At 36.2% G+C, this 15,381-nt stretch carries 17 protein-coding genes, 1 pseudogene and 1 other annotated feature; of the genes and pseudogenes, 15 read left to right on the top strand and 3 right to left on the bottom strand.

Features of this window, described 5'->3' with window-relative positions:
- Positions 1–66 precede the first annotated feature (66 nt).
- On the top strand, positions 67–252 hold the full coding sequence (locus ACNQFZ_RS00835; RefSeq protein WP_458413472.1) for a DUF2281 domain-containing protein: 186 nt from the start codon (positions 67–69) through the stop codon (positions 250–252).
- A 218-nt stretch (positions 253–470) separates the two neighbouring features.
- Here the strand turns inward: ACNQFZ_RS00835 and ACNQFZ_RS00830 are convergent, their stop codons facing one another.
- Positions 471–938, bottom strand: coding sequence for a low molecular weight protein-tyrosine-phosphatase (locus ACNQFZ_RS00830; RefSeq protein WP_458413471.1), 468 nt, complete (start codon positions 936–938; stop codon positions 471–473).
- A gap of 200 nt (positions 939–1,138) precedes the next feature.
- On the opposite strand from ACNQFZ_RS00830, the gene ACNQFZ_RS00825 reads away from it, so the two are divergent.
- The 5 genes and pseudogenes from ACNQFZ_RS00825 to ACNQFZ_RS00805 form a co-directional block, all read left to right on the top strand.
- Positions 1,139–1,273 (top strand): hypothetical protein, encoded by a 135-nt coding sequence (locus ACNQFZ_RS00825; RefSeq protein WP_458413470.1) that lies wholly within the window; start codon positions 1,139–1,141, stop codon positions 1,271–1,273.
- Between the two features lie 142 nt (positions 1,274–1,415).
- Entirely contained in the window at positions 1,416–2,408 is a 993-nt protein-coding gene (locus ACNQFZ_RS00820; protein ID WP_458413469.1) for an NADPH:quinone oxidoreductase family protein, read from the top strand.
- Between the two features lie 129 nt (positions 2,409–2,537).
- Positions 2,538–2,711 carry a hypothetical protein gene (locus tag ACNQFZ_RS00815; protein WP_458413468.1) on the top strand — a complete coding sequence of 58 codons (174 nt, stop codon included), beginning with the start codon at positions 2,538–2,540 and terminating at the stop codon, positions 2,709–2,711.
- Positions 2,712–2,819: 108 nt separating this feature from the next.
- Positions 2,820–3,563: a type II toxin-antitoxin system prevent-host-death family antitoxin gene (locus tag ACNQFZ_RS00810; RefSeq protein WP_458413467.1), complete on the top strand. Its 744-nt coding sequence runs from the start codon at positions 2,820–2,822 to the stop codon at positions 3,561–3,563.
- Positions 3,564–3,589: 26 nt separating this feature from the next.
- Positions 3,590–3,691 (top strand): annotated as a pseudogene (locus ACNQFZ_RS00805) (type II toxin-antitoxin system PemK/MazF family toxin); the annotation flags it as partial.
- A gap of 110 nt (positions 3,692–3,801) precedes the next feature.
- On the opposite strand, the gene ACNQFZ_RS00800 reads toward ACNQFZ_RS00805, so the two are convergent.
- Complete coding sequence (locus tag ACNQFZ_RS00800) at positions 3,802–4,434, bottom strand: HD-GYP domain-containing protein (RefSeq protein WP_458413466.1); 633 nt, start codon at positions 4,432–4,434, stop codon at positions 3,802–3,804.
- 472 nt (positions 4,435–4,906) lie between these two features.
- On the opposite strand from ACNQFZ_RS00800, the gene ACNQFZ_RS00795 reads away from it, so the two are divergent.
- From ACNQFZ_RS00795 to ACNQFZ_RS00765, 7 genes are all read left to right on the top strand, one after another.
- Entirely contained in the window at positions 4,907–5,041 is a 135-nt protein-coding gene (locus ACNQFZ_RS00795; protein ID WP_458413465.1) for a hypothetical protein, read from the top strand.
- A 270-nt stretch (positions 5,042–5,311) separates the two neighbouring features.
- On the top strand, positions 5,312–6,574 hold the full coding sequence (locus ACNQFZ_RS00790; protein WP_458413464.1) for an FxLYD domain-containing protein: 1,263 nt from the start codon (positions 5,312–5,314) through the stop codon (positions 6,572–6,574).
- A 16-nt stretch (positions 6,575–6,590) separates the two neighbouring features.
- Positions 6,591–7,712 carry a S1C family serine protease gene (locus tag ACNQFZ_RS00785; protein ID WP_458413463.1) on the top strand — a complete coding sequence of 374 codons (1,122 nt, stop codon included), beginning with the start codon at positions 6,591–6,593 and terminating at the stop codon, positions 7,710–7,712.
- Between the two features lie 89 nt (positions 7,713–7,801).
- Positions 7,802–8,046: a binding site (T-box leader), on the top strand.
- Between the two features lie 61 nt (positions 8,047–8,107).
- A complete protein-coding gene (locus tag ACNQFZ_RS00780; RefSeq protein ID WP_458413462.1) occupies positions 8,108–9,217 on the top strand; it encodes an iron-containing alcohol dehydrogenase family protein in 1,110 nt (369 codons plus the stop codon).
- Positions 9,214–10,236 (top strand): ABC transporter substrate-binding protein, encoded by a 1,023-nt coding sequence (locus tag ACNQFZ_RS00775; RefSeq protein ID WP_458413461.1) that lies wholly within the window; start codon positions 9,214–9,216, stop codon positions 10,234–10,236. Before ACNQFZ_RS00780 ends, ACNQFZ_RS00775 begins: the two co-directional genes overlap by 4 nt.
- 20 nt (positions 10,237–10,256) lie before the next feature.
- Complete coding sequence (locus ACNQFZ_RS00770; RefSeq protein WP_458413460.1) at positions 10,257–11,168, top strand: ABC transporter permease; 912 nt, start codon at positions 10,257–10,259, stop codon at positions 11,166–11,168.
- A complete protein-coding gene (locus ACNQFZ_RS00765) occupies positions 11,152–11,946 on the top strand; it encodes an ABC transporter ATP-binding protein (protein ID WP_458413459.1) in 795 nt (264 codons plus the stop codon). The genes ACNQFZ_RS00770 and ACNQFZ_RS00765 overlap by 17 nt, the downstream gene beginning before the upstream one ends.
- 123 nt (positions 11,947–12,069) lie before the next feature.
- Here ACNQFZ_RS00765 and ACNQFZ_RS00760 read toward each other — a convergent pair whose 3' ends face one another.
- A complete protein-coding gene (locus ACNQFZ_RS00760; RefSeq protein WP_458413458.1) occupies positions 12,070–12,447 on the bottom strand; it encodes a YmaF family protein in 378 nt (125 codons plus the stop codon).
- Positions 12,448–12,562: 115 nt separating this feature from the next.
- Between ACNQFZ_RS00760 and ACNQFZ_RS00755 the strand changes: the two genes are divergently transcribed.
- Positions 12,563–13,483, top strand: a complete 921-nt coding sequence (locus ACNQFZ_RS00755; protein ID WP_458413457.1) for a TIGR01777 family oxidoreductase — start codon at positions 12,563–12,565, stop codon at positions 13,481–13,483.
- 343 nt (positions 13,484–13,826) lie between these two features.
- Positions 13,827–15,209 carry an FAD-binding oxidoreductase gene (locus tag ACNQFZ_RS00750; RefSeq protein WP_458413456.1) on the top strand — a complete coding sequence of 461 codons (1,383 nt, stop codon included), beginning with the start codon at positions 13,827–13,829 and terminating at the stop codon, positions 15,207–15,209.
- The last annotated feature ends 172 nt before the right edge of the window (positions 15,210–15,381 follow it).

Raw genomic sequence — 15,381 nt, 5'->3', positions numbered from 1 at the left:
GGGTTAAAAGTGGTATAATAAGCATATAAATAAAAATATACTAATTGATGGAAGTGGGTGAAGGTAATGATTACCTCAAAAGAAAAATTATTACGTTTAATTAATGAAATCCCTGAAAGTGAGTTGGAACGAGTTTTAGAATTTGCTGAAAATCTAAATCATCATTCTTATGAATATTGGGGAAAAACAAATGAAAGCAGTTTGGATTTTTGGGATGATGCGATTGATAATGAGATTTGGAATAACATCTAGTATATCTTCATAAACATGCACCATGAATTCTCCAAATTAGATTCCATACACCAATTGCCCCGAAGCAACGTCCAGTTTTTAGTAGTATCTAACTTAATGCTCAAGACAAAGACGGACATCCAGTTGTTGCAACCACATCTTAACGTTTTCGACAAATGTAAAAAGCAGTATGCCCATTATGGGCACACTGCTTTTTGTTATGAAACATTTTTGGACAATCAAAATTCCTCACGATTGCGGATAAAAGCAAGTAATTGTTCACTACCTTCTTTTACAAGCTCATAGGTAAGATTAAAATTACCAGTAAAATAAGGATCTGGCACATCTGTAACATCATTTTCAACAAAATCCATTAGTCTAGCAATATAAGCGGTTGGGTTTTTACCAGCCATTAAGCTGATATCACGAAGGTTCTTTTCATCCATTGCAATTATATAATGAAAATTATCAAAATCTAATCGATTCAATTGACGAGCTCTGATGGTGCTATAGTCAATGTTATACTCGTCCAGCATTTTTTGAGTACCCTTATGTGGTGCTTCTCCTATATGCCAATCACCTGTTCCAGCGGAGTCAACCTTGATATTGCTATCTAATCCTTGCTTTATTAATAAGTCCCGAAAGACTGCTTCAGCCATCGGTGACCGACAAATATTCCCAAGACAAACAAACAAGACACGAACCAATACAAACATCCTTTCAATTATTAACTTTAATTCACGTTGCCACATTTTTTTATAAAAACTTTTCTCATGCAATTCTTATCATTTAATTTTACACAATAATTTGAAGTAAATAAACTATATTCTTCAATTGCTTATTGTGTGCATAAAGCCAATTTTGTAAGGAAAAAATCTAAGAGAGGAAATAGGAAAGGAGTTTTAGTATGACTAGTGATCAAGATTTTCCTGTTGCAAATTTAAATGAAACCCAACTTCAAAAGGTTAAGAAGTTGGAACAGGAATTAAGTCAAGAAGCAAGTGAAAATATCGTGTTAATTGCTTACGATGAAAAAGACTAACTAAATAAAATTTTGTTTGAGGACAGCCGAATGTATCTCTACTACTTTGGCTGTCTTTTTTAATTGTAGTTATGCTACAATATTAACGTGGAATACTCAGAATATTCGAATTTTGTTTCCGCTATTAAGGGAGGGGTTTTTGATGGAGAAGGGCTTTCGCGCGTTTGTTGTGAATAAAGAAGGGGAAGAGTTCAGCGCTGGCATTAAAGAAGTACATATGAATGATTTGCCAGATGATGATGTTACAATTCGGGTTGCCTACTCTAGTGTCAACTATAAAGATGGATTGGCTAGTATCCCAAAAGGAAAAATTGTGAATTCCTATCCATTTATTCCGGGAATCGATTTAGCAGGGACCGTGGTTGAATCAAAGGATTCACGGTATCGTGAAGGCGATGATGTGATTGTTACAAGCTATGAGTTAGGGGTATCCCATTTTGGAGGTTTTAGCGAATATGCAAGAGTACCTGGGGATTGGATTGTTCCGCTTCCTAAGGGGCTTACATTGAAAGAAGCGATGATTTACGGAACTGCTGGCTTTACTGCAGCACTATCCATTTTCCGCTTAGAACAAAATGGCTTACAGCCTGACTTCGGTGATGTTCTAGTAACAGGAGCAACAGGTGGGGTAGGTAGCATGGCAGTTGCAATGTTGGCGAAAAAAGGATACACCGTTGTTGCAAGTACAGGAAAAGAGTCAGAACATAGCTTTTTACGTGATATAGGCGCCAAAGAAATTCTTTCTCGTGGGGATATAGTTGGTGATAAAATACCTGCGCTTGGCAAACAACGCTGGGCAGCAGCTGTTGATCCGGTAGGCGGGAAAACATTAGCGGCCATTGCGTCACAATTAAAGTACCAAGGAGCTGTAGCTGTAAGCGGCTTAACAGGTGGCGGTGAAGTTCCGACAACTGTATTTCCGTATATTCTTCGTGGAGTTAGCATCCTTGGCGTTGATTCCGTCTATTGTCCAATGGAAATACGGAAAAAACTTTGGTCCAGAATGGCTGATGACTTAAAACCTGAACAATTGCTGAATACAATCGGTCATGAAATTAGTTTGGACGAATTACCGCATGCATTGTCAGCTATTTTGGAAGGAAAATCAAAAGGAAGAGTCGTTGTGAAATTGTAATTACATTGCAATTCATAGAAAAGGAGTCGAAAACAGTTATTTGTTTTCACTCCTTCTTCTTAAGGTCTAATTCTCTCATTTTACGCATACAATTCAAAAAGAAAAGTAACGAATAAAAAAGAAATCAATGTGATTCCATTTAGTATTTCTTCCGTTGCAAATCGCAATAATTATCAACCTACACCAATGGATGCAGTAAAAGCAAGTACACTAAAGCAAAAATTAGTGAGGCTATTAGACCAAATCACCCCTTCTAATTGGGCGCTATATGAAACTGATAATGCGGTAGCTTCTAAAAAATAATAATAAAGTTGTATTCCCGGAAGAAGGTTAATCACTTTTGTCCTTAATCTCCTTGTTATGGTATAATTAGCTAAAATAGCTAATGTAGCTAACAGGGAGGTTTTTTACATGATTATTACTTCCACTGAATTGCAAAATAACTTTGGTAAATATTTGCTTCTTTCTGCCAAAGAGGACATTTTTATATCACGAAATGGTGTCGTTGTTGCTAAGCTTTCACCCGCATCAGAATTCAAAGGTCAGATTGGAAAATTAGCAGCTACTATATCCGAAAAGGCAGAAGATTATAGTTATATCGGCTATGGTCAAAAGGCATCATTCGAAGAATTTCTTGAGCTACGCAAAAATACTGATGAAAGAATCGAATATATTGATGGGCAAATTTATTATCTTGCTTCCCCTAAAACAATACACCAACGTATTTTAGGAAGACTATTTGGAATTTTTTATAATACTTTTAAAGGCAAAAAATGTGAACCATTTATGGCACCATACGATATCGAAATGAAACGTACACCAGAAAACATTAGCATAGTACAACCAGATTTAATGATTATTTGTGATTTAGAAGAGAAACTAGGTGAAGATGATTATTATAAAGGTGTACCAGATCTAATTGTAGAAATTTTATCAGAAAGCACAAAAATGACAGATATGGTTAAAAAGCTCGACCTTTATTCTGTATGTGGCGTTAGGGAGTACTGGATTGTCAATCCTTGGAATCAGGAAGTCACTGTTCATCAATTGCATAATTCCAACATCCAAAAAAGTAAAACCTTTAAAACAAACGAACCAGTTCATTCGTTTATATTTGATGAGCTAGAGGTTGGAATCAATGATATTTTTTCATAGCAGATAGTTGAAAATAACTTTTTACCGAACAAGGCAATCTTGTATATGTTAATTTTAACCCACAAGCTGGACATGAGCAGGCAGGAAATCAACCTGAAATCGTTTTATCACAAAAAGCATTTAATGAAACAATTGTTAATGATTGTTTAGCAAAGATTCATACCTTTTTACAAAAAAGTAACCCTCCTAAACATTATAGAAGGGTTTTTACGCATTAATAAAATCCTTTCAACATGACTTAAGAGGAACAAACCTCTCTTTCATTAAATTCCTCTTTTATAAATTGCTGATCGTCAAACAAACTTAGAAATACATCAACAATTTTCGAATCAAATTGTGTTCCTTTGTTTTTCTTAATTTCTTCAAGGGTATAATCCAAATTCAGTGCATTGCGATATACCCTTTTAGAAATCATTGCATCAAATGTATCAGCAACTGCAACTATTCGAGCTTCTAGTGGGATATCATGACCGCTTAAACCTGTTGGATAACCTTTGCCATCATACCTTTCATGATGGTACAAAACAATATCCAAGACACCGGTTTCCTTAAAACTTTCTATATGTTTTATGATTTCATAACCAACGGACGGATGGGTCTTGATGATCTTGTACTCCTCGTCCGTTAATTCTCCAGGCTTACTTAAGATATGTTCAGGTATACCAATTTTTCCAATATCGTGAAGTAAACCGCCGATATGGATGTTGTTGCAGGTATCTTTCGACAATTTCATTTTTTTCGCAATTTCAAAAGCATACTTTGCTACGTTTTCAGAATGATACATTGTATAAGCATCTCTTGAATCCAAAGCGTTGGCTAGAGCTGTTGTTAGCTCTAAATTATCTTTTTTAACTCTATGAACAAATTTCATTAATCCTGCCGAAATAAACGTGATTAAAGTATAGGTTACTATATGCAATCCAAAATTGACGGCGCTCGGTTCCGCTTCAGGTATAAGGAAATATCTACAAATAACCACGAACAGGGAAAATATCATTAAAACCCAAGTCTTCTCCTTATAAAAACCGATTCCCAAAAATACAGAGGAAATAATATAGAGAATAAATATTCGATCGTCTCCGTGCAGAATAGTGGTATTAATAATGATACTTAAAGTCATCAAAATGAAAAAACCGTAGCGAAAGTAACTTGGGTAATTTAACCATTTAATTAATAATTTATTAATAGTCAATGCCCCCATTTTTGTCACTATTTTTGAATAACATAATTATATTAACATTAATTTAATGGGAAACCTTTGTATTCTGAATTTTAGATTTAGGAAGAAAAAGGATATAAAGGCCGGATTATAATCAGCAATAAATAAGAAAGGCGTGGTATATATGAAACGTATAGCAGAACCTTTCAAGGTTAAGATGGTTGAGCCAATTAGAATGATTTTAAGAGAAGAAAAAGAACGGGCCCTGATAGAAGCAGGGTTTAATCTCTTCGCTGTTAAATCTGAAGGAAGCTGTTGAGGATATTTTCGGGTATAAATACGTCATTCCAACCTATCAGGGCAGGGGGTAACCCGTATCCATGGAAATATTAAAAGGGTGTCTGAAATCGCTAAGAAAAATGGAATACATGATTTGAATTATTATGTCATTATTTAAATTGTGATTTTTTTACTATCTGGATTTCATAAACTGGAATATTATTGTAAATATAATTATTTTTATTTAAATTCAGCTTATGAATCTAACTGTAATGGATAAAAGCAAATATTTATTAAAGGGATGGGGCATATGTACTGTTATTCTTGTGGAAGTGAGGTTGTTGAAGAAGCATTATTTTGTTCAAAGTGTGGAACAAAACTTCAGCCTACTGCTGAAAAAGATTTGACTGAAGAAAATGCGTCTATAAGCCTAAATAATAAGAAAAAAGATGAATCTATTAATTCGAGCAACATAACTAATGAAAGCAAAAATCAATCAAGCACTTCACAAAATGGTAGATTCAAAGGTGAGAAATTAAAATTATGGGTTTTACCATTAGTAAGCATAATAATTGTGATAATTTGTAATGGATTCTTTTATTTTTATGAAAAAAATATGAATGAGAAAGTATCCTCCTTAAATGCTAAAGCTGAAAAATCGGCTATAAATGGGAAATATATGGAATCAAAAGCGGAGCTTCAAAAAGCAATCAAACTTCGCCCCCAGTCAAAAGAGCTTCAACAAAATTATAAAACAATTGAACTGGCTATCAATTTAACTAAGGAACTAGATCATTCTTCAACACTCATTAAGGAAAAAAACTTTGATCAGGCTTCGAAACTTTTAAAAAATGTTCAAAGCTCATTAAATGGAACAGATAAGTTAACAATTTTCAGGCCTCTTGAAAATATAGTAAAAGAAAAAGAGACGAATTTAACGGTTGCTAAAGTTAGAAATGAATTAAACAAATTGACTACTGTAGAGGAACTAAATCAAAAGCTTACAACTGTTTCAACGATTGATGCTAAGGAAGCTTCCGTTGTTAAGGAACAAATCAAACAAAAAATTGTACAGATTGGTTATAAAAACGCTGAGGAACAGTTGAAGAAAAAGCAATTTGACAAGGCATTAGGAACAGTTGACCAAGCAATAACAATTGTAGGCAAACATGAAAAACTTGTTACTTTTAAAGACCGTATAAATCAAGAACAAGCTGCCTTTGAAAAAGCAGAACAAGAGAGAATTGAGCAAGCGATGGTGCTTGCAGCAGAAGAGGACATAAAAAATAAAACGGCTGCAGTTTCTGTTGAAAATTATGATTATTACCTGAATGAATATGGAGATTTAAATATTTCGGGAACTATAAAAAATGTTGCAACCAAACCAATATCTTCGATTACAATCTATTATTCTGTTTATGATAACACTGGGAATTTTTTAGGCGATTTTAGTACACCAGTTTATCCTTATTATCTTGAATCGGGAGAAAGTGGTAGTTTTGAAGATGTCGTCAGTTATGTTTACGTTGATAGTGAGGTAAGAATTGATCATGCAACTTGGTATCTAAATTAAAAAGTAGGGATGATTCATGAATTCTAAAGTTTTAAGTAGTGTACTAATTACTATTCTAATCTGGATCAGTGGCGTGGGTGGATATTTTGTTTTAACTAAAGAAGTTCGGAATGATTTAGATGTTAAACCATTCGTTTCAGCGCAAGTTGACAAGAAGAAGGAACCTAAAGAATTAAAAGAAATTATTCGTGAAGCGCAAAAGTCTGTTGTAATGATTGTGGTTGAACAAGCGGGAGCGATTGGATCCGGATTTCTATATAATGAGAAAGGTGATATTATAACAAATGCTCATGTTGTTGCAGGAGCAAAAAATGTTAAAGTCCGGATGGCTGATACACGAGAATATGATGGCAAGGTAATTGGGATTAGTTCGGATACAGATGTAGCCTTAGTTCGTGTCTCAGCATTAGCAGGGGAAAAGCCGCTTTCAATCACAAAAGAGAATGGGGAAATCGGTGATGAGGTGCTAGCATTAGGTAGCCCTTTAGGTCTACAAAATACAGTAACAGAAGGTATTATTAGTGGGACTGATCGCAGCTTTGAAATTGAACCATTTTCATATCATAATGTTTATCAAATTTCGGCACCAATCGCTCCTGGAAATAGTGGGGGACCACTAATAAATAAAACTAGTGGAGAAGTGTTAGGGATTAACGCAGCAGGAACGAATGAAGGTACCATTGGATTCAGTATACCTTTTACTAATATTATCGGTCTTGTTGATGGCTGGTCAGAATCGCCAATGGAAGAATTGCCAAATGTCGACTCTTTTACTGCAGAAATGAATGATCAAGAGGAATTTTCATTAGAGGATTCTGCCCGCTATCTTGTTCAATATTTCTATGACAGTATTAATTATCAGGATTTTGTTACGGCTTATTCGTTACTAGGAAGTTCATGGCAATCTAAGATGTCTTATCACTCCTTTCGTGATGGTTATTTAAAAACAAATTCTGTGGAAATTCAGGATTTGCAAACTTCTAAAAATGGAGAAAACATCAAAGTGACTGCAATTATTAAAGCTGAAGAACGGAAAAACGGCGAAACCGTTTATTCAACGTATAAAACGACATATGATGCTGGCTACGAAAACAACATAATAAAATTGTTAAGCGGTAAAGGACAAAAAATTAATTAAAACCCTCTTCAATCAGTTTTTAGACTATTTCCAAAGTTGGAAATAGTTTATTGACAGGAAGTGGTATTGTGCTATAATTAACCTCATAATTTAAACCGACGAGCAAGAATAGTAGCCTTTTGATACATTTTCAGAGAGTTGCATGTAGTGGGATTGCAATAATGGTAGATTGGTGAATGGACTTGCGAGGGCGAACTGAAATCGATATGCCGAAAGTAGGGGAGACGTGCTGCCACATGTTACAATGGCTGGTGTAATGTAGTTACACGATTGAGTGCATTCATTTGAATGAATTTAGGTGGTACCGCAGAAGTATATAACTCCTGTCCTATTTGTTATAGGATAGGAGTTTTTTATTTTATAGGTACCGATTATGATTTGAAGGGGAAAGTAGGATGGATAATTTCACAGTTTATCAACCAAATTATTCAATTGGAACGAATGCATATAGTCAGATTTATTCTGTCTGTAGACCATTTGGCAAGAAAATAATAGCCATTGGAGGTGAGAACGCAATTGCAGCCGCAAAGGATAGGATTCTTAACGCCATTACCGACACGGATCTATCCATTGTGAATTTCATTTGGTATGGTGGGCAATCATCCTATGAAAATGTAAATCTATTAATGAACAATCAGGAAGTGATCGATGCAGATATGATTTTTGCCATTGGAGGCGGAAAAGCAATTGATACATGTAAATGTCTGGCTGTCAAAATGAACAAGCCTGTATTTACTTTTCCAACTATTGCTTCAACGTGCGCTGCCTGTACAACTGTTTCGATTATGTATCATCCGGATGGGGCTTTTCAGGAACCTTTCTTTTTTGATAAAACACCGACACATACGTTTATCCAAACAGAAATTATTGCAAAGGCTCCCATGAAATATATGTGGGCAGGAATCGGAGATACATATGCCAAACATTATGAATGTGTCGTTTCTTCAAGAGGGGAAGAATTGGCGTCATATCTTGCTCTTGGGGTTTGTATCAGCAAAATGTGTGTGGATCCACTCATACGCTATGGTCAAAAAGCATTGGAAGACAATCAAGAAGGTAATGTTTCTTATGAACTAGAGCAAACCGTTTACGCTATTATTGTCTCAACGGCTATGGTATCTATTTTAGTGACGCTTGATCATACACCTAATTACAATAGCGGATTAGCCCATGCCATTTTTTATGCATTAACTATGTTCCCGGTTATTGAAGAAAGGCATCTTCATGGAGAGGTTGTCGGTTTTGGCGTGCTGTTGCTTCTATTGTGTGACGGAAACGAAGAACAATTTAAAAGAATCTATAACTTTAATAAAAGTGTGGGTTTACCGACAAGTCTTGAAGAAATTGAGATTACGAATGAAGATTTAGAAAAAGTAATCAAAGTGATACCAACTATGCCTGATATTAAACATTATCCATATAGCGTTACAGAAGAAATGCTAATAGCGGCATTTGATAAATTGAAACATTATAACAACCAATTTAAAGGGAGAGATGATCAGTGAAAAGGTTAGCTAAAAAAATGCTTGTATTGGTGATCGCAGCCGTGGGGCTATTTGCTCTAGCGGGATGTGGAGGCACTAAAACGAATGAAGGAGCAAAAGATAGTGGAAGTTCAGATGCTACAAAAAAACTTACAGTAGGATTTATTCAAATGGCTGACAATGGTGCATTTACCGATATGCGTGAAGGCTTTATTAAACAATTGAGAGATAACGGCTATGATGAATCCAAACTTGAAATCATTGAAAAAAATGCTCAAGGTGATGCAACAAACTTAAACACGATTGCACAAGAAATGGTTAGCCGTAATGTAGATTTAATTGCAACAGTTGGTACACCTGCAACACAGGCCGTAGTAAATATGAATTCAAATATCCCAGTTGTATTTATTTCTGTATCCGATCCAGTTGGAGCAGGTGTTATATCTAATATGGAAAAACCGGACAAAAATGCAACAGGTACATCAAATAAGATCCCAGTTAAAGATATCTTTGATTTAGCTAAAAAGCTGACACCAAATGTTAAAACATATGGAATTATGTATAACACTAGTGAAATCAATGCAGTGAACACAGCAAAAGATGCCATGGCTTATTTAGATTCTATTGGTCTAAAATATGTAGAGTCTGTTGTCACAAACTCTTCAGAAATTCAAGCAGCTGCTGAAACTTTAGTAGGAAAAGTAGATGCAATTTTTATCCCAAATGATTCTATGATTCAAAGTGCGATGCCAGTAGTGGCACAAGTTGCTAGACAAGCTAAGATACCTGTATATGGAAGTTCCGCTGTAATGGTTGATTCAGGTGCATTTGCAACAACTGCAATCAATGATACAGAAATCGGTGCGATGTCAGCTGACATGGGAATTGAACTTCTTAAAGGAAAAGCCATTTCAGAAATTCCAGCTGTGGTTGTTGGTGCAAATCGAACAGTAGTAAATAAAACGACAATGGAAGCTCTTGGAATAACACTGTCAGATGACGTGAAGAGCGGTATTGAATTGGTAGAAGACGCAAAATAGTCGCAGTAGGAGGAGAGGAAATGGTTTTATTTCTAGGTTCTTTACAATTAGGACTGATTTATGGGCTGCTTGCAATGGGGTTGTACCTATCCTTTCGAATCCTTAATATTCCCGACTTGACTGCAGAAGGAAGCTTTACCTTTGGATTGGCCGTTTCAGCAGTTTGCACGATGAACGGCCACCCGATATTGGGTATTTTTCTTGCCATTGTGGCAGGCTTGCTTGCTGGTTATGTGACAGGATTACTTCAAACAAAATGTGGCATCCATCCAATCCTAGCTGGTATTTTGACAATGAGTGCCTTGTATACGGTGAATTTGTTTGTGATGGGAGCCAGTTCAAATCTTTCTTTAATTGGTAGTCAAGATATTTTTAAAATGACAGCAGAGGCACTGGGAGTAGATACGAATTTTAGTAAAAGCCTTTTATCATTTTTATTTGCATTCATAAGCAGTCTATTGATGATTATATTTTTTAAAACTCGCCTGGGTTTGTCCATCCGAGCTACTGGAGACAACGAAGATATGGTAAGAGCTTCTTCAATCAATGTGGATGTCCAAAAAAATAGTGCTCTAGCCATCAGTAATGGATTAATTGGATTGTCAGGCGGGATTCTTGCCCAGTATCAGGGGTTTGCGGATATTAATTCGGGTGCTGGTATTCTAGTAGTGGGCTTGGCGTCTGTTATTATTGGTGAAGTTATTTGTGGAAAAAGGGGCATTGCAATTGGAATTATATCTTCTGTAATTGGTTCTATACTTTATCGTTACGTCATTGCGATAGCTACAAAAACAGATTTATTCCCTGCCTATGCATTAAAGCTTGTTTCAGCCATTATCGTAGCATTAGCACTGTCGCTTCCAGAAATAAAAAAACAGATGGAGTTAAATAAAGTCAAAAGGGAGGCTGCAAAAGTTGCTAGAAATTCGTAATGCGTATAAGGTGTTTTCGAAAGGGTCTCTTAATGAACATGTTGCTTTAAATAAACTCAATCTAAAGCTGGAAAATGGCGAATATATAACAATTGTAGGTTCAAATGGTGCGGGGAAATCAACTTTATTTAATGCCATTAGCGGAAGTTTTTTGCTCGACGGTGGTAACATTATTTTAGATGGAAAAGATATTACATTTTTAAGAGAATATAAGCGAGCGCAAATAATAGGGAGACTATTCCAAGATCCGATGAAGGGGACCGCCCCCCATTTAACAATCGAAGAAAATTTGGCCTTAGCCTACTCAAAAAGCACGAAAAGTCCTTTTGCTTTTGCGATTAACAAAAAAGAAACAAATCTATTTAAAGAAAAATTAAGTCAATTTGGCATGGGGCTTGAAAATCGTATGAAGACAAAAGTTGGCTTACTGTCAGGTGGTCAAAGACAGGTTGTCACTCTTTTGATGGGGACACTTGTAAAGCCGAAGCTTTTATTATTAGACGAGCATACAGCTGCATTAGACCCGGCAACTGCCGAAAAAGTAATGGAGATTACAAATAAAATTGTCGCTGAAAATCAATTGACCACAATGATGATTACCCATAATGTAAACTCGGCATTAAAAACGGGAACACGTACGATCATGATGGATTCCGGCAATATTATCCTTGATATTTCAGGTGAAGAGCGCGATAAAATGACGATGGATGATCTGTTGAATATGTATTCATTAAAGAAAAAGCAAGCTTTTGATAATGATAGAATGCTTTTTGCCTAAGGAATTTTTCTATAACAAAGAACGAAAATCGACAAGTGATTGTGCTTGTCGATTTTTATTATGTCAATTTTAAAATGGTTAGTCTGAAGTGTTGGTGGTAAGAAATATATGGTAAAATGTGTACTAACTAGGGCTCGTTTTTCCCTCATATCGATGGGAATGGGGAATCTGACCATCCACCGAAGTCATCCCACAAAATTCGTGAATATGCCCTCCGTTCGGTAGGAATATTGCTGGCCCTGTAACACCTTTTATTACATGTTTATGTCCATCGTTAAAGGATGTAAACGTAAAATAGCCGTGTGTATGCTGAACACCACTCGGTGCGGGCTCTGTTTTTCCAACATATTTATGGCGATGGCCTACATCAATTGAAGTTACCCCAGAAAAGCAATGAGTGTGTACGGGTTTGCCATCCCATGATGTGATATACAAGTTATGGGAATGATGAGGATCTGATCCATCTGAATCAACCATGTAACCTGTGACTGGAATATCCATTTAATTGCCCCCTAATCAAAAGTTTTCTGTATATCGTATGAGAGCAAAGAAGAGTTTGTATAGGTAACTAAACATTTCAGCATTTAGATTGTTATGAAAGGAAGGGAACCTTACTATGAAGGTTGTAATTTTTGGTGGTAGCGGTTTCATCGGCAAGCAGTTAACCACACATTATATAGTAAAAGGGAATGAAATCGTCATCGTTACTCGTTTTCCACGAGGGCCACAAGGTAGGGAAGGAGTGCTTAAATCAGATGTTCCACTAGTTCGCTATGTAACGTGGGATAATTTACAAAAGGATGTCTCCTGTCTTGAACATGCAAATGCCTTTATTAATCTTGCTGGAGAAACAATTAATCAACGTTGGACAGATAAAGCTAAGAAAAAAATAGTAACGTCAAGAGTCAATACAACCGAAAAAGTTGCGGAAATCGTACAACGCCTGTCATACAAGCCAAAAGTTGTTATTAACGGATCAGCTGTAGGTATTTACGGTATGTCTGGAACGGAGACTTTCGTCGAAACAAGTTTGCAAAGTGGCGATGACTTCTTAGCCGAAGTTGTGAAAAAGTGGGAGAAAGCAGCGGAAATAATGGAGCCGTATGCACGTGTGATAAAGTTGAGGCTTGGTGTTGTGTTTGCAAGAGATGGGGGTTCACTTCCGAAAATGGTACTCCCTTATAAGCTTTTCCTAGGTGGAAAAGTGGCGACTGGCAAGCAATGGCTGCCTTGGATTCATATTGAGGATCTCCTCCGGATTATTGATTTTTGTATCACCAACGAAGCTATCCAAGGTCCGATTAACGCAACTGCACCACAACCTGTTACAAACGATGAATTCGGACGTGTACTTGCTAAAGAGCTGCAACGGCCACATTGGTTTCCACTTCCTGCCTTTATATTAAAACTAATGTTCGGCGAAATGTCCCAGATGTTAGTAAATGGGCAAAAAGTCATTCCAAAAAAACTGGAAGATGCCGGTTTTCAATTCACATATCCAACAGCCCATAGTGCAATTAAAAGTTTATTTAATTAATAGCTACATGGGCATTTATTAATTAGTTTTTTAGCAGCAATTAAGATGGTGTAAAGGTAGCAATCGCGTTTCAACCCTAAATAAGAAATTAGAAATGAAGGACATGATGAAAAATAAAACATCAATCCTCACTCCTACGGGATTCGTTGATCGAGATTTTACATGGATTTCGAATAATAAATTCTTTGTATCACGCTCAGTCGAAAATGACTTTTTTGTCAACCCTGATAAAAGGCCTCAACCGAGCATCTCTTTTTTTACTATTATTTAATGTTCACGAAATTCATAATCTCTGAGTATCTTATATATTTTATAATATGGATATAGTAGATTAATTTACCAAATGGGAGGGGTTTTCGTGGAGTTCTTAAAAGATTTGCAGCAAATTTTTCCGAAAGATCGTGTAACTACTAATGAAACCATTCTTGACCATCATAGTGTAGATGAGTCCCATCATCAAGCATCACGACCGGATGTTGTCGTTTTTCCACTTAATAAAGAAGAAGTTAGAGAGGTTATGAAAGTCGCAAACAAGTATGAAGTACCTATCATTCCTTTTGGTCTTGGCTCTAGCCTTGAAGGTCATGTGATTCCGTATAGTACTGGCATTTCGGTCGACTTCTCTTTAATGAATCAAATACTTGAAGTTCGCGAGAAAGATTTTCTAGTAAAAGTTCAGCCAGGTGTAACTAGGTCCCAACTAAATAAAGAACTAAAAAAATATGGATTGTTTTTTCCTGTTGATCCGGGGGCTGATGCAACGATAGGAGGGATGTCAGCTACGAACGCAAGTGGCACCACCTCCGTCCGTTATGGAGTTATGAAGGATCAGGTGCGGGATTTAGAGGTTGTGTTGGCAGATGGAACGATTATACATACTGGAAATCTAGCAGCAAAGTCATCGTCTGGATACAATCTTACCTCACTATTTGTTGGATCAGAAGGTACTTTAGGCCTTTTCACGGAAATTACTTTAAAAGTGTATGGTATTCCTGAATGCACGATGGCTGCAAGAGCTGTATTCCCAAGTACAGAAGAGGCTGTAAATGGTGTTGTTTCAATTCTGCAGGCCGGAATTCCAATTGCACGTTGTGAACTAGTGGATGCGAGATCAATTCAACAGGTGAATCAATATAGTCAAACATCATATAAAATTGCTCCAACAATATTTTTAGAGTTTCATGGAAATGAGGCAGGACTGAAACAAGATATTGATTTTACAAAGGATCTTTTCAAGGACCAAGGCTGCCTGCAATTTATTTTTGAAACTGACTCGAAGGCTGTGCATCAGCTATGGGAAGCACGACATAACCTTGCGTATGCCTTTATCCATGGTACACCAGGCAAGAAAATGATGGTTACGGATGTTGTAGTTCCAATCTCAGAATTAGCGAATGCAATTCATAATGCCAGGTTAAAAATGGATGAATTAGGGATTGATGGAGCACTTTTAGGGCATGTTGGCGATGGAAATTATCATTCAATCCTGATGATTGATAAAAATAACCCAAGTGAAGTTGAAACTGCAGATAAATTTAATAAGTATCTTGTAGAATATGCACTTGCTTGTGGCGGAACATGTACCGGCGAGCATGGCGTCGGGATTGGCAAAAAGATGTACCAAAAACTTGAGCATGGCGAAGCATTCAATGTAATGACTTTAATTAAAAGAACGTTTGATCCAAAATGTCTTTTAAATCCAGATAAAATTTTCGATAAATATTAATTGGATTCAACATATTGACTGTTATTTTTTTAAAATAATATCCATGCGGTGAAAAGTATATGTTACATGATCGTCTGGAAGGTGATGATGAATAGAAAAAGAAAGAATGGCAAACGCCAGAAGAATACAAAACTCCAGAAAATGCAAGTAGTTAGCAATGGATATCGGTATA

This window comes from Schinkia acidoalkalinis (genome assembly GCF_054301215.1).
Note: the sequence above shows the minus strand (reverse complement) of the source record. Positions and strands in the feature narration are given on the sequence as shown.